10 protein-coding genes and 1 CRISPR repeat array are annotated in these 13,080 nt (G+C 32.8%); of the genes, 8 read left to right on the top strand and 2 right to left on the bottom strand.

Going from position 1 to position 13,080, the window contains the following annotated elements; genetic code table 11:
• The 7 genes from lptD (at position 1) to BKH42_RS05420 (ending at position 9,907) form a co-directional block, all read left to right on the top strand.
• Complete coding sequence (gene lptD, locus BKH42_RS05445) at positions 1 to 2,259, top strand: LPS assembly protein LptD (protein WP_095295614.1); 2,259 nt, start codon at positions 1 to 3, stop codon at positions 2,257 to 2,259.
• Between the two features lie 9 nt (positions 2,260 to 2,268).
• Positions 2,269 to 2,964, top strand: coding sequence for a phosphoribosyltransferase family protein (locus BKH42_RS05440; protein WP_095295613.1), 696 nt, complete (start codon positions 2,269 to 2,271; stop codon positions 2,962 to 2,964).
• On the top strand, positions 2,961 to 5,054 hold the full coding sequence (locus BKH42_RS05435) for a polyribonucleotide nucleotidyltransferase (protein WP_095295612.1): 2,094 nt from the start codon (positions 2,961 to 2,963) through the stop codon (positions 5,052 to 5,054). Before BKH42_RS05440 ends, BKH42_RS05435 begins: the two co-directional genes overlap by 4 nt.
• Before the next feature lie 40 nt (positions 5,055 to 5,094).
• Positions 5,095 to 6,996 (top strand): DUF1561 family protein, encoded by a 1,902-nt coding sequence (locus tag BKH42_RS05430; RefSeq protein WP_095295611.1) that lies wholly within the window; start codon positions 5,095 to 5,097, stop codon positions 6,994 to 6,996.
• Positions 6,997 to 7,601: 605 nt separating this feature from the next.
• A CRISPR array of direct repeats spans positions 7,602 to 9,027; the repeat unit is 36 nt; unit sequence ATTTTAGCATAAGAAGATTTAAGAACTGCCTAAAAC.
• A 92-nt stretch (positions 9,028 to 9,119) separates the two neighbouring features.
• Positions 9,120 to 9,545: a DUF4145 domain-containing protein gene (locus BKH42_RS09775; RefSeq protein WP_219349838.1), complete on the top strand. Its 426-nt coding sequence runs from the start codon at positions 9,120 to 9,122 to the stop codon at positions 9,543 to 9,545.
• The gene (locus BKH42_RS09770) at positions 9,526 to 9,705 is read left to right on the top strand and encodes a hypothetical protein (RefSeq protein WP_219349837.1); all 180 of its coding nucleotides are present in this window, start codon (positions 9,526 to 9,528) and stop codon (positions 9,703 to 9,705) included. Before BKH42_RS09775 ends, BKH42_RS09770 begins: the two co-directional genes overlap by 20 nt.
• Positions 9,683 to 9,907 (top strand): hypothetical protein, encoded by a 225-nt coding sequence (locus BKH42_RS05420; protein WP_095295610.1) that lies wholly within the window; start codon positions 9,683 to 9,685, stop codon positions 9,905 to 9,907. Before BKH42_RS09770 ends, BKH42_RS05420 begins: the two co-directional genes overlap by 23 nt.
• A gap of 64 nt (positions 9,908 to 9,971) precedes the next feature.
• On the opposite strand, the gene BKH42_RS05415 is transcribed toward BKH42_RS05420, so the two are convergent.
• A complete protein-coding gene (locus tag BKH42_RS05415) occupies positions 9,972 to 10,595 on the bottom strand; it encodes a hypothetical protein (protein WP_095295609.1) in 624 nt (207 codons plus the stop codon).
• A gap of 89 nt (positions 10,596 to 10,684) precedes the next feature.
• Here BKH42_RS05415 and BKH42_RS05410 point away from each other — a divergent pair, with 89 nt between their 5' ends.
• Positions 10,685 to 11,269, top strand: a complete 585-nt coding sequence (locus BKH42_RS05410) for a hypothetical protein (RefSeq protein ID WP_095295608.1) — start codon at positions 10,685 to 10,687, stop codon at positions 11,267 to 11,269.
• Between the two features lie 170 nt (positions 11,270 to 11,439).
• On the opposite strand, the gene BKH42_RS05405 is transcribed toward BKH42_RS05410, so the two are convergent.
• On the bottom strand, positions 11,440 to 11,685 hold the full coding sequence (locus BKH42_RS05405; RefSeq protein ID WP_095295607.1) for a phage tail assembly protein: 246 nt from the start codon (positions 11,683 to 11,685) through the stop codon (positions 11,440 to 11,442).
• Between the last annotated feature and the right edge of the window lie 1,395 nt (positions 11,686 to 13,080).

Genomic DNA, 13,080 nt, shown 5'->3' with positions numbered 1-13,080 from the left:
TTGATTAGATTTATCATTATCTTCATTTCCTTTAGTATTTTTGCTTTTGGTACTCAAACTGCGGTGCAAAAATTTGATAAAAATAACAATAAGGTTTTTGAACTTCTAGCTGATAATGTCAAAGGTGAAGGAAATATAGTTATTGCTTCAGGCAATGCAGTGTTATTGAATACGGATATTTATATCCTTGCTGATAAGATTTCATATGATACAAAAAATAAAATCGCCACCATTGATGGAGATATTAAGATATACAAAGGCGGAGGTGTTTTTGCTAGAGCAGAGCATATTGTTTTAAATATGAATGAAAAATATGAAATTATTCAGCCATTTTATTTGCAAGATGGCGTGAGTGGATTATGGATAAGTTCAGATAATGCTGGTAGTCGTGATAAAAAATATAGTTTCAAAAAAGTCACAGTTTCTGGTTGTAGTATAGAAAATCCTATTTGGCATATTGATGCTACTTCGGGTTCTTATAATTCAGATAAGTCGGCTTTATCCTTATGGAATCCAAAGATATATATCGGTGATGTTCCTATCTTGTATTTTCCTTATGTGCATTTATCTACTAGCACAAAAAGAACAACAGGACTTTTATATCCAGAATTCGCTGCCTCAAATACTGAAGGTTTTGTTTTCATGCAGCCTTTTTATTTGGCACTTCAGGATTTTTGGGATATGACGCTCACTCCTCAGGTTAGAACAAGTCGGGGTTATGGAGCAAATTTTGAAGCTCGTTTTATCAATAAGGCACAAGATAAATTAACCTTAACAACAAGATTTTTTCATAATAATATGAATTATTATGAAAAATATAGTCTTAGGAATAAAAATATCTATGGTTTTGAGATTTTAAATACAAGTCGAAATCCTCTTCAGAAGTATTTTGGTTTAAAATCTCCATTAGATAATGGACTTTATGTAGATTTCTTGTTTATGAACGACTTGGATTACGCTAGATTTGAGAATATTAACACTATTATTACTGATGGAACACATATGTCTAGAGGAAATTATTATGTCCAAACTGAAAACAACTACTATGGCATTAATTTTAAATACTTTATTAACCTAAATAAAATTAATAATGATGGCACTTTTCAGTCCCTGCCAAACTTGCAATATCATAAATATTTAGATTCTTTATTTTTTAATAATCTTCTTTATTCAATAGACTATCAGTTTAAAAATACAACTAGAGATATTGGTTATGGATATGTACAAAACTCCATGAATGTACCTATTGGGATCCAGTTTTCACTTTTTAAAAAATACATTTCACTAGGAATTTGGAATAATATTTATGTCAGTAATGCTATTCTTACTAAAGAACAAAATACATACATACCAGATCTTCATAAGAAATCCACACAAGAATATGGAAATATTTTATCAGCAGGTTATACGATCTATTTGAATTCTGATTTAGCAAAGGATTATGATAAGGTTTTTCATACTATTCAATTTCAAATGGCATTTCGTGCTCCATATTTTAGTATGTCAAATGGCTTATTTGATTCTCAAATGTATAAGAAAACTACTCAAGCGAAAAATTTATATGCTAAAAATAGTCTTGAGCAATATCTCATAAGTGGAAAATCCTATAGCGATATTTGGGATCCTAATAGCCTAACAGGAGATGCAATTTCAGCAAAAACAATGGATCTAGGTCTCACTCAATATTTCTATGGACTAGAAGGAAAAGAGTTATTTTATTGGAAGATAACCCAGACACTGAATTTTGATGATTCAATCTCCATTGCCCGTATCCCTATGGAAAATAAGGTTGGTTTTTCCCCACTTAAAGGCTTAGATGTTTATGCAAGTATCTTTTATTCATTCTATTACAATGCTTTAGATGAAATTGCATTGAACGCAAACTATAAATACAAATATATGATTGCAAATTTATCGTATTATATTAAAAGAGATTTTCGTGATGATGGTATCAATAAAATTGTAGAAAGTTCAGCAAATTATCTCAAAGGTGGTTTTAGTAACGATTTTGGGTATTTTGGGCTCAGTGCCTCTGCAGGATATGATATCAAAAATAATGTATTGCTTGATTGGGATATTGGTATTTTCAAAAATATTCGTTGCTTTGGTATTGGACTAAAATTTGTTAATCAAAGAAGGCCTATACTCACCAACAATCCTGGAAACCCTCTTGAAGTTTTAAAGAATACTTATATCAAACTTGAGTTAAACTTTGTTCCTCTTACAAATACAGGATTGACTTATCGGATTACAAAATAAGGAAGCATAATGAGCAAACTAAAAATAGATAATCTCAAATTTGAAAATAGAGATGATGCCTTAGGGCGTTTGATGGATGAGATATTGATACGACATTTAGAGACTAAGGACTCCATTATTCTTGCAACAAGTTTAGCGGGAGTGGGATTTGGAGAGAAAATGTCTAAAAGAATGAATGTTCCATTGGATTTCTTATTCACTATGCCTATTTACGCTCCCTTAAATAGTGAATGTGAAATTGCTATTGTGAGTGAAAATCTCGATATAATTATGAACGAAGCTTTAATTGATTCTTTTGAAATCACTTTAGATTATGTTTATGGAGAAGCCAAAAGAACATACGAAGAAGATATTTTGGCTGATATTTATAAATTTAGAAAAGGCTCTATGATAAGTTCCTTGAGCGATAAGGATATTTTTATCGTTGATCAAGGGGTTGAAACAGGTCTTACCATGAATGTTGCTATCCAGACTTGCATAGCAAAAGGAGCTAAAAGCATCTATGTGGCTACGCCTGTGATAGCTCAAAATGTCGCTTCTTCTCTCTCAGAAATCTGTGATGAGGTTATTAGCGTTTTTAGACCCGATCATTTTGTTTGTACTGATCATTATTATAAATCCCTGCCACCTATGGATGAAGAGGAAGTTGAAAACATATTGGATCGATCTTTAAAAAATACAATTACAGTAAGGAATACCAAGTGAATGTTATTGAATTAGAACTACAAAATCTAAGAGAAAAATATACCCTAGAGTATGTTGCCAAGCAATCAAGTGGAGCGCTTTTATATCAAAGTGGTGGTACGGTGATTTTAGCAAGTGTTAGTGTGGATGAAAAAATCGTAGAAGAAGATTTTCTTCCACTCACTGTTCAATATATAGAAAAATCCTATTCTATAGGGAAGTTTCCAGGCGGATTTATCAAGCGAGAAGGTAAGCCAGGGGAATTTGAGACTTTAACTTCAAGAATTATTGACAGAACTCTCCGCCCTATATTTCCAAAGGGTTATAGCTACCCTACACAAATCACTTTGATGGTTTTAAGTTATGACAAACAGAGTGATTTGCAAGTTTGTGCTCTTAATGCTGCTGCAAATGCTCTTTATATTTCTAGTTTGCCTTTTTATCATCCTATAAGTGCGGTTAGAATCGGGATGATTGAGAAACAATTTATCATCAATCCAACAATGCAAGAACTTCAGAATTCTACTCTTGACTTGTATGTATCAGGGAGTAATGATCAGCTATTGATGATAGAAATGCGTAGTCTTTCCAAAGACTCTGAAACAAATGAAATAAGCGAAGAAAAACTTTTAGAAGCACTCATGCTAGCAAAAAATAGTATTTTAAATTCTTGCATTCAGTATCAAAATGCTTTTGATACTCATAAAAAAGATGCATTAAATCTGCTTTTGAAATCTGATAAAAATAACTCTGAAATTTATCAATATATTAAAGATAACTATTCTTTAGAAATTCAAAATGCCATTGTAGAAATGGCCAAAAGCGAAAGAACAGCAGGATTAAAAAACATCTCTCTAAAAATAGCCGAAAGTAAAGATTGGGAAATTGCAGACATCGTTGCAGTCTTGAAAAACTACAAAAAAGAAATCATAAGAAATCAGATATTGGATAAAAAAATCAGATGCGATGGTAGGGGATATGAAGACATAAGGCCTATAGAGATACAAACAAATATTCTTCCATTTGCCCACGGGAGTGCCTTATTTACTAGAGGACAAACTCAAGCTTTAGTTGTGAGTACTATTGGTTCAGATAGTGATGCTCAAACTCAGGAAATGCTTTCTGACAAGCTTCCTAACAAAGAAAAATTTATGTTTCACTACAATTTTCCTGGATTTAGTGTGGGGGAGGCGAGTATCATCAGCTCTCCAGGTAGGAGAGAGCTAGGACATGGAAATCTTGCAAAAAGAGCTTTAGAAAGTAATATTTTAGATCATTCTAAAACCATCAGATTGGTTTCAGAAATCTTAGAATCTAATGGATCTAGCTCAATGGCAAGTGTGTGTGGAGGTTCTTTGGCACTCCTTGCAAGTGGGATTGAGATAGGCTCTCTTGTGGCTGGAGTTGCGATGGGGTTGGTCATAGAGGGAGATAAATATGCAATCCTCACTGATATTAATGGCTTAGAAGATCAAGATGGAGATATGGATTTTAAAATTGCTGGTTCTAAAAATGGCATCACAGCGATGCAGATGGATATAAAAATGGGCGGCATTTCCCATATCATACTTCAAGAAGCACTATATCAAGCCAAAAATGCAAGAAAACGCATACTTGATATTATGGAAGAAGCAAAAGAAAAAATTATTCTCAATACTGATATTTTACCAAGTTTAGAAATATTTAGCGTACAACCTAATAAAATCGTAGAAATTATCGGACAGGGTGGAAAGGTTATCAGAGATATTATTGAACGTTTTGGTGTGAGTATTGATCTAGATAGAGAAAATGGAGAAGTAAAAATTTCAGGAAATGATAAAAATAATGTGAGTGGTGCAAAAGATTTTATCCTAAACCTCACACAAGGACAAAAAATTGATTTGAGTCAATATGAAATTGGCCTTATCTTTGAAGGTGAAGTAAAAAAAATACTCGATTTTGGAGCATTCATATCTCTTCCAAAAGGCGGTGATGGACTATTGCACGTGACCAAGATAACCAAAAATAGAGATGAGAGTATTCAAAGCTATATTTCTGAAGGTGATAAAATAAAATGTCAAATTTTAGGTTTGAGCAAGGGAAAAATAGAGCTTGATTTAATAAAAAACTAAGATTTATGCCATATTAATAATCACTTAAGAAAGGAAAAATATGACTCAGACAATAAAAATTATCTTGATGGTTTTATTTTACATCACTTTGTCTTTGGCAGAACAAACTCCCCTCTCAGTCGTTCAAAAACCTACAGATTCTCCTAAAGACAAGCCCATAAAAATCACTGTTCATGATGGAGGAAAATTTTGTTATGCTCCTAGTTTTAGTGGTGGAGAATCTTATATAGAAATCGTTCAATGTTGGGAACAAGGTGCCATAGCTTCTAGATATGATGTATTCCAAAGACTTTCTTATCAAATTGATGGTGTTTGGCTTTGTATCACAGCACCTCAAAGCGTGACTCAAGGAGGTGAAGGTTGGGATTATGTGCATCTTAGACCTTGTGTTATCAATGATGCCAATCAACGTTGGATTCTCAAAGATAATGCCTTTTGGACTGCTGATGGCAAGTATCGACTGAAAGATTATGAATGGTATGGCTATATTTCAAAAAATTCTGGTGATAATTACAATCACACCCTAGATGCTTCAATGAAAGATTGGATGAATACTATTGCCACACCTGGAAATATTAGTGTGAGAACACTTATTGGATGGAATTTTCCCAATACTAAGGGTATAACACGTTATTATCTAGATAGAAATCTCTCTTCAGAAGGGTCGCCTCCACTTTATTACAATCCCGATAATGGCCATATTGCATCTTATGATAAAGTGAGTGGGAGTCTTTATTGTATGCATACCCAAACTTCGGTATCACAGGATTGGAATTGGGCAAGTTGGGAGATTTGCAATGACGCACCTATGGCTAAAGATGATGCAAATTTTTGGAACCTGGAGTTGATGAGTAAAAATGGAGGCATCATTAGGGATTATAGAAATAATGCACTTAGAGTCACTAGATATGGATCTAATTGGGGCGTGGCTTATACCGCTAAACGCGGTTTTTTAAAAAACGATACCATTCATAGTCCTACCTCTGAGTTTAGAGTAGATCGAGATTTACTCAATTGGATTCGTTACGTTGATGGGAATATTAGCAGGACTCTTCAGCATTGTCCTGCACCTGGCTTAAAAACCATCGAAGGCAAGAAACGTCAAAAAAGAAATTTACCCTCTGATTTTACTCTCAATCAAGAATGGATTAATAGGCTTTATAGCATCGCAGTTTCAACAGATGGGAGTACCCCTATAGCGGGGAGATGTGGAATATGCTTGTTGCATTCTTATCAGATGTTAGCAGAACTCCAAGAACGTTATCCAGGTAGTCCATTCACAACTGGAGGGTATTTTTTCAATACCGCTACGGGGGTAAATCCATTCATTTCCTTTTCTACTAGGAACTCTTTGCTTTATCACACTCTCATTGATATGACTGATTGGTTCAATCGACCTCTTTTGCCTGGAGATAACGCGTTTTATCGGGATATGGATATTGTGCTTGCTTCATCCATTTCAATGCTTTCTCAATATGACTGGACACTCACACATCGTGCCTTGGCTCGTCCAGATATAATTGCTGCACTCACATCGCTTTTTAATGCACCTGATGGCAGTGCGTGGATAGCTGTTGTAGTTAGACGTGCACCAGATGGGAGTATCAATAATCACGCTATTCCTATTGTAAGAACAACACAAGGTTTGGTTGTGATTCCTACAAATACCAATATGTCTTTTGAGCGGTTCAATCAGTTACTAGCACCTTCAAATGATGCACAATCTTTAGTTAGTAGGCTTACTGCAAGAGCTTCAGGAAGCTATTCATTGACAGGTATAGCACTTTTTGCAATGAGGACTTTATATTCTGATTCCCTTGATAGGGAAGTTTCTAACAATAATTGTACTGGAGAGGGTGAGGATAGAAGAGGAACTGGAGTGTTTCCATCAGCAGCCTCTGTGAATCAATGTGATAGTGGGAGATGTGGCCTGAGTGAATAAAATAAGGATACATTCCTTGTTTTGATCTGGACGTCAAATCACTTTTTTATCAATTTCGAACAATAATGGCTAACTTGTATTTTTTTGTTAGATTATCTATGGTGTATAAGAAGTCTATTTTTTAAATATTGATTATTTTTTCAAATTCTCTCATAGATTTATTATTATTTTAAAACTAAACCTACTAAATAGTTTTAAAATATAATTTTAAAACTGAATATACTAAAAATTTATAAAAATAGTGAATAAAAAATACTACTCAAAATAGAAATAATTTAATTTCTAATAAATACACATTCAAAGTTAAGGTTTCTGATTCAGGGAATGGATTTTTTGTGGGGATTGAAAAATGTTTTGGGAATATAAAAGGCGATTTGACTAGGGATATTTGAAATCTAGTTTCTGATAAGCTAATCTTTATGTTATCTTATTTTTTGCTGATACAAAATAATTTCTGATTTAGGGTTTTTGGGGGATTGTAACCCCGCACGGAACCCAATAACCGTTTATTCTAGGCAGTTCTTAAATCTTCTGATGCAATTTTAGCATATTTCAATGCTATTTATCCTTAAAATTCCCACAATACAGGGGAAATCAAGAGGGTCTATTTTAGCATAAGAAGATTTAAGAACTGCCTAAAACATGATAAACATAGAATTGTTTATGTTTTTTATTTTAGCATAAGAAGATTTAAGAACTGCCTAAAACTATCCTGAGTTTTAAGAATCAAGGGCAAGATTTTAGCATAAGAAGATTTAAGAACTGCCTAAAACTTGTCTATTTTTTCCATAATAGAAGGTAATATTTTAGCATAAGAAGATTTAAGAACTGCCTAAAACAGGACATATTAATACTTTTTAACAAAAGTAATTTTAGCATAAGAAGATTTAAGAACTGCCTAAAACGAACTCACATTATTAGCATTACCAATGACAATTTTAGCATAAGAAGATTTAAGAACTGCCTAAAACCTGCCTTGAGTTTGGATAACTTATCAAAAGATTTTAGCATAAGAAGATTTAAGAACTGCCTAAAACAGGACATATTAATACTTTTTAACAAAAGTAATTTTAGCATAAGAAGATTTAAGAACTGCCTAAAACCTGCCTTGAGTTTGGATAACTTATCAAAAGATTTTAGCATAAGAAGATTTAAGAACTGCCTAAAACCTAAAGCCCAAGCAGAACAAACTGCCCAAAATTTTAGCATAAGAAGATTTAAGAACTGCCTAAAACTGTGGTATCGCCGTTTTTGCTCCCCATAAATTTTAGCATAAGAAGATTTAAGAACTGCCTAAAACAATTTTGATGAAATTATTGCAGAGAAGTATGATTTTAGCATAAGAAGATTTAAGAACTGCCTAAAACCTAGAAAGGTTTTTATCACATTCTATATAAATTTTAGCATAAGAAGATTTAAGAACTGCCTAAAACCTTTGGTAGCTTGATTAAAAATGCCCTATCATTTTAGCATAAGAAGATTTAAGAACTGCCTAAAACCTTCTGAAGATTCAAGTGAATATCTCATGTATTTTAGCATAAGAAGATTTAAGAACTGCCTAAAACTAGAGGAGGGAACTATTTACATTGGACTTCATTTTAGCATAAGAAGATTTAAGAACTGCCTAAAACTTTCTTTTCTATTTTTGATGGTATTCAAAATATTTTAGCATAAGAAGATTTAAGAACTGCCTAAAACTCAGGTTGTCCCTTTCTTTCGATTGGGACAATTTTAGCATAAGAAGATTTAAGAACTGCCTAAAACTCATTCGTTTTGGAAATATGAATTTTATTAATTTTAGCATAAGAAGATTTAAGAACTGCCTAAAACCTTTTAAGACTTTCAATAATAAATTCAATAATTTTAGCATAAGAAGATTTAAGAACTGCCTAAAACCAACCGAAGATATTTGGATAGCAAATGCTATTTTAGCAAGCATAAGAAGATTTAAGAACTGCCTAAAACCCGAACTCGCCATCTGTGTTCCTATCAGTGATTCTAGCATAAGAAGATTTAAGAACTACCTAAAACACAACACTCGAAAGCAGCGTACCATCTCCACCCAATTTTTTGAAAGGATTTCAGAAATAATCGAAAACATTAGTGAAGCACAACCACAATTTATGAAAAGCAACTTTATTTGTCCCCGTTGTAATGTACATGCTCAGATGGAATGGAGAAAATTTGTTACAATTTTTTTTGCAGAAATCGATAGAGCAACTTGTTGGGTTTGTGAAAAGCCAAGCATATGGTATTCAAAAAAAATGGTTTATCCCGAACCAATACTTGTTGATTCTCCTAATAAAGATTTACCTGAAGACATCAAAGAAATCTATAAAGAGACTGCTTTGATTGTGAATTATTCTCCAAGAGGAGCCTGTGCTTTGCTAAGATTAGCGTTACAAAAATTAACGCAACATTTAGGACAAGGTGATAAAAATCTTAATGATGTTATTGCAGAACTAGTAAAACAGGGTTTGCCTTCAAAAGTTCAAAAGGCACTAGATATTGTCAGAGTTGTTGGTAATAATGCCGTCCATTCCAAATGAGCTAGATATAAACGACAAGTCAGAAATTGCCTATAAACTTTTTAAAATGATAAATTTAATTGCTGACAGAATGATTACCGCAGAAAAAGAAGTTGATGAATTATTCGACAAAATTCCTGATGGAGCAAAAAAGGCTATTGAAAAAAGACATTCTATCTAACACAATAACAAATAATGATGCAATAAAGTTACGTTTTTCTCTCAAAGAACACTTTATAGAAAAAGGCTATAATCAAAATCAACATTCTATATTTGGCTCTGAAATAGACAATTATAGCAACCTTGGTTATGAGCCTCTTTTTATTTTTTTAATTATAGAAAAAGGAAAAACATTATATATTGACTTAAAAAAGCTAGGGTAAAATTGAAGAATAGAAAGATTATTTTTAGCAATACAAAAATATATAAACCTAAATTAATAGCTTTTTATGATGCTTTTAAATCCACGATAGTCTCCTTGTCTTCTAGCAAACTCGGAAGTCTATCGCATAGTTCAAATATCCCTAATTCTTTTTGATTCATTTGCTTAACACTCCCTATCATATCGTTATAGATTCCTAAAAGTTTTTTATATAAGATCAATTCAAATTTTATTTTTTGCTCTTTTAAAGCATTGTATTTGGTGAGATCAATGGAGAGTTCTTTGGTGGATAGATCAGCAAAACGATTGATTTCATTGATGGCATTGTTGAAGTCTATACTTGCGGATACGGGCTTAGAGATAAATGTGGAATAGGTCCCTAGTATTTGACCTCTAAGATCTGATAGCTGTTTATTGGCTCGTTTTAAATCCAATTCTGGTTTTACGTGCGTAGTATCGCTGATTCTTTTAGCCATTTCATCAACTTTTTTGAATTGACCTGCAGGAACACTGAAAGAGACTTTGAGTTTTACTAATTCTCCTTTGAATTTATTGATCGGGTTTGATATTCCTTTGGCAATGCTATCACTTAGGCTCTCTCCTATTTTTCTACTGAAAATCCTGATGCCTTTAGTGATCTCTGAAAATTCTGCTCCTAGATTAACTGTTAGATCTGATTTTAAGCCCATTGTTTATCCTTTATTGTGGTTTTGGTGTTGATTTTTTTAAACAAACGATGTAAAATATTTGCAAAATATTTATGATAAAAGGGTGAAATATGAGTTTGAGTCTTGTCGATCTGTACTTCCTAACCCCTCTTACTTCTGGCGATTCTAGTAACGAAATTAAGGAACTTGAAAAAAAAGCTAAAAATGCGCTTGATGATGTTACTAGGCTTAGTTATGAGCTCAAAGCTGAGAGAATTCAAATAGAAGCTCCAGAGCTTGAAAACAAAGTAAAAGAAATAAACGATGCTATCTCTAAAAAAATTGGCGAGAGTGTAAGCGAATTTGATGCAGACCTTAAACAAGCAGATGACGAACTTGAAAAGAAAATAAGCCAGATTGATCAAAATCTCTCTGAAATAACATCTTCTAAAGGATTTGGCAAAAAAATCAAAAAAACCTACGAATATCTTGATACCATAGACGAAAAACTTAACATTGCAAAAGATTATATACGCAAAAAAATCGGTGTACTTTATAAGCTTGAATTGAAACAAAAAATAAGCCAAATTCAAGCAGAATTTGACTCTATAGAAAAACCAGGCATATTCGATAAAATCAAGTTTGGCCTTAAAAAGCGAAGTGCAATAACCAAGCAAGAGCGTGAATTTGAGAAAGCAGTTCAACGCTATATCTAAATAGATAGAGTGTTGTCTGCTTTTTTACTCTCTTCTTTAATCCATTCATATCTTCACCTCAACTATCTTTTTAGCTATCTCAAAATAATCCAAAAATTCACTATAACCCATATTTTTTATTTCCACCAATGTGAAATGTAGGGCATAGCCTAATAAAGCTATGCCCTCTCTTAGTCCGATACATCAACCCCGATGAACTCTTTCACGCTTTCTAATAACTGCTTGAATTCTCTAACAGATAAGCTATTGATTGAATCAATGGTTAGATCACCTCCACTCATATCTACTAGCAAGGCTTTGGAAATACCTAATTCATCTTTGCCATATTTCTTTTGTGCTGATTCTAGCTGGAGTACTGTGGGTTCTTTGAGTGTGATTTCTCTATCATCACTGAATTTAAATGTTTTTGTTAGCATTTTAGCTCCTTTGTTGTGTTTTATTTGTTTGACCTTCTTATGAAGGTCAAGATGATGCACACGATTTAAATTCGCGTGGTTTTCTAAAGACTAGAGTTATTTTAAAGCTAAAGCTTTCTTATCAACCCAATTTTGATGGTTTGGGATTTTTTGAATCCTCATCACTACGCAGGTTAAAAATCTACCTCGCTCCTAAGGTATTGAGTTATAACCTGCTAGAGAGGATTAGAAACTCAGTTTTAGTGGTTTCTTTGGAAATCCTATCAGTGTGTTTAAGATCAATGATATAAGAAATAGTTCATTACATTCAAGATTGAACATTTATATATTCAATATCAAGATCTCACAAGGGGAGTCTATGAGATAAAGATATGGAGTTGTTTTTTTGATAGAGCTTCCTTGAGAATCAAGATTTATATAGCAACTCTAATGACTTCTTATCATTTAGCGAGTGGATTTGGAATGTCATCGCTCTAGCACTTCATTTTTAAACAAACCAAATTCACTTCTCGTCACTTCCTGTTTATTACTCTTTGAAATCATCGTTCCTATTGAAACAAGAGATGATCTCATTAGATTCAATATCAATTCCAATGAGTGAGAGATGTTGATTGCAGTGAGATTCTTAATTCAATCACTCCTTGTGGTTAGTTCTAAACAAATCCTATCATTTTCATAGCTCTTGACTTTGAGGAGTTTTTGGACTCTCTTTTATTGGATTTGTTCATCAATCACTCCTTGTGGTTAGATCTAAACAAATCAGAACAAAACATCTTGGATGGTTAGGATGGATAGGATGGATATTCAAGACACAAGATTAGCTTTCAATATAAATCTGAGTGGTTTTAATATGTATTATAAGAAATAAATAAAAATTGCTAGTATTACCCCCTCCCCAAGTTCCTATGATGACAACGTGGCTCAATCGGGTATTAACGGGGGGTTCAAGCTTGAAGGTTTCTCAATGCGTTCAAACAATAAAATGATGTCTTGAATCAAAAAGATTCAATTCAAAATCAAAATCAATCAGATTCAGATTTAAAATAAATCAATTAGACTCAATATCAATTAAAATCAGATTTAGATTCAAATCAAAATCAAAACATTCAAATCAATTAGATTCAATATCAATTTTAGATTTAAAACAAATCAAACAATTCAAATTCAAAACTAATTCAAAACCAAAACATTCAAATCAAAATCAAAACAGATTTAGATTCAAATCAAAATCAAAACAACTAAATCAAATCAATCAAATCAATTTCAGATTCAATCTAAACCAAACAAACTCAGTTTAGATGATGCAATCAGATTCATTTCGCACGTGATAAACAATCTGATCTATTATCAATGAGAGTGGGTTTATCACAAGTTCTCTTTTCACCTCCTTTTATT

This window comes from Helicobacter sp. 13S00482-2, assembly GCF_002272795.1.
Classification (GTDB): Bacteria; Campylobacterota; Campylobacteria; order Campylobacterales; family Helicobacteraceae; genus Helicobacter_J.
The sequence above is the reverse complement of the archived record's forward strand: the minus strand, read 5'-3'. Positions and strand labels throughout refer to the sequence as shown.

Excerpts from the sequence above, each read along its gene's own strand:
- BKH42_RS05440 (WP_095295613.1), top strand. The coding sequence starts at position 2,269 with ATGAGCAAACTAAAAATAGATAATCTCAAATTTGAAAATAGAGATGAT.
- BKH42_RS05430 (WP_095295611.1), top strand. The coding sequence starts at position 5,095 with ATGACTCAGACAATAAAAATTATCTTGATGGTTTTATTTTACATCACT.
- BKH42_RS09775 (WP_219349838.1), top strand. The coding sequence starts at position 9,120 with ATGAAAAGCAACTTTATTTGTCCCCGTTGTAATGTACATGCTCAGATG.
- BKH42_RS09770 (WP_219349837.1), top strand. The coding sequence starts at position 9,526 with ATGCCGTCCATTCCAAATGAGCTAGATATAAACGACAAGTCAGAAATT.
- BKH42_RS05415 (WP_095295609.1), bottom strand. The coding sequence starts at position 10,595 with ATGGGCTTAAAATCAGATCTAACAGTTAATCTAGGAGCAGAATTTTCA.
- BKH42_RS05410 (WP_095295608.1), top strand. The coding sequence starts at position 10,685 with ATGAGTTTGAGTCTTGTCGATCTGTACTTCCTAACCCCTCTTACTTCT.
- BKH42_RS05405 (WP_095295607.1), bottom strand. The coding sequence starts at position 11,685 with ATGCTAACAAAAACATTTAAATTCAGTGATGATAGAGAAATCACACTC.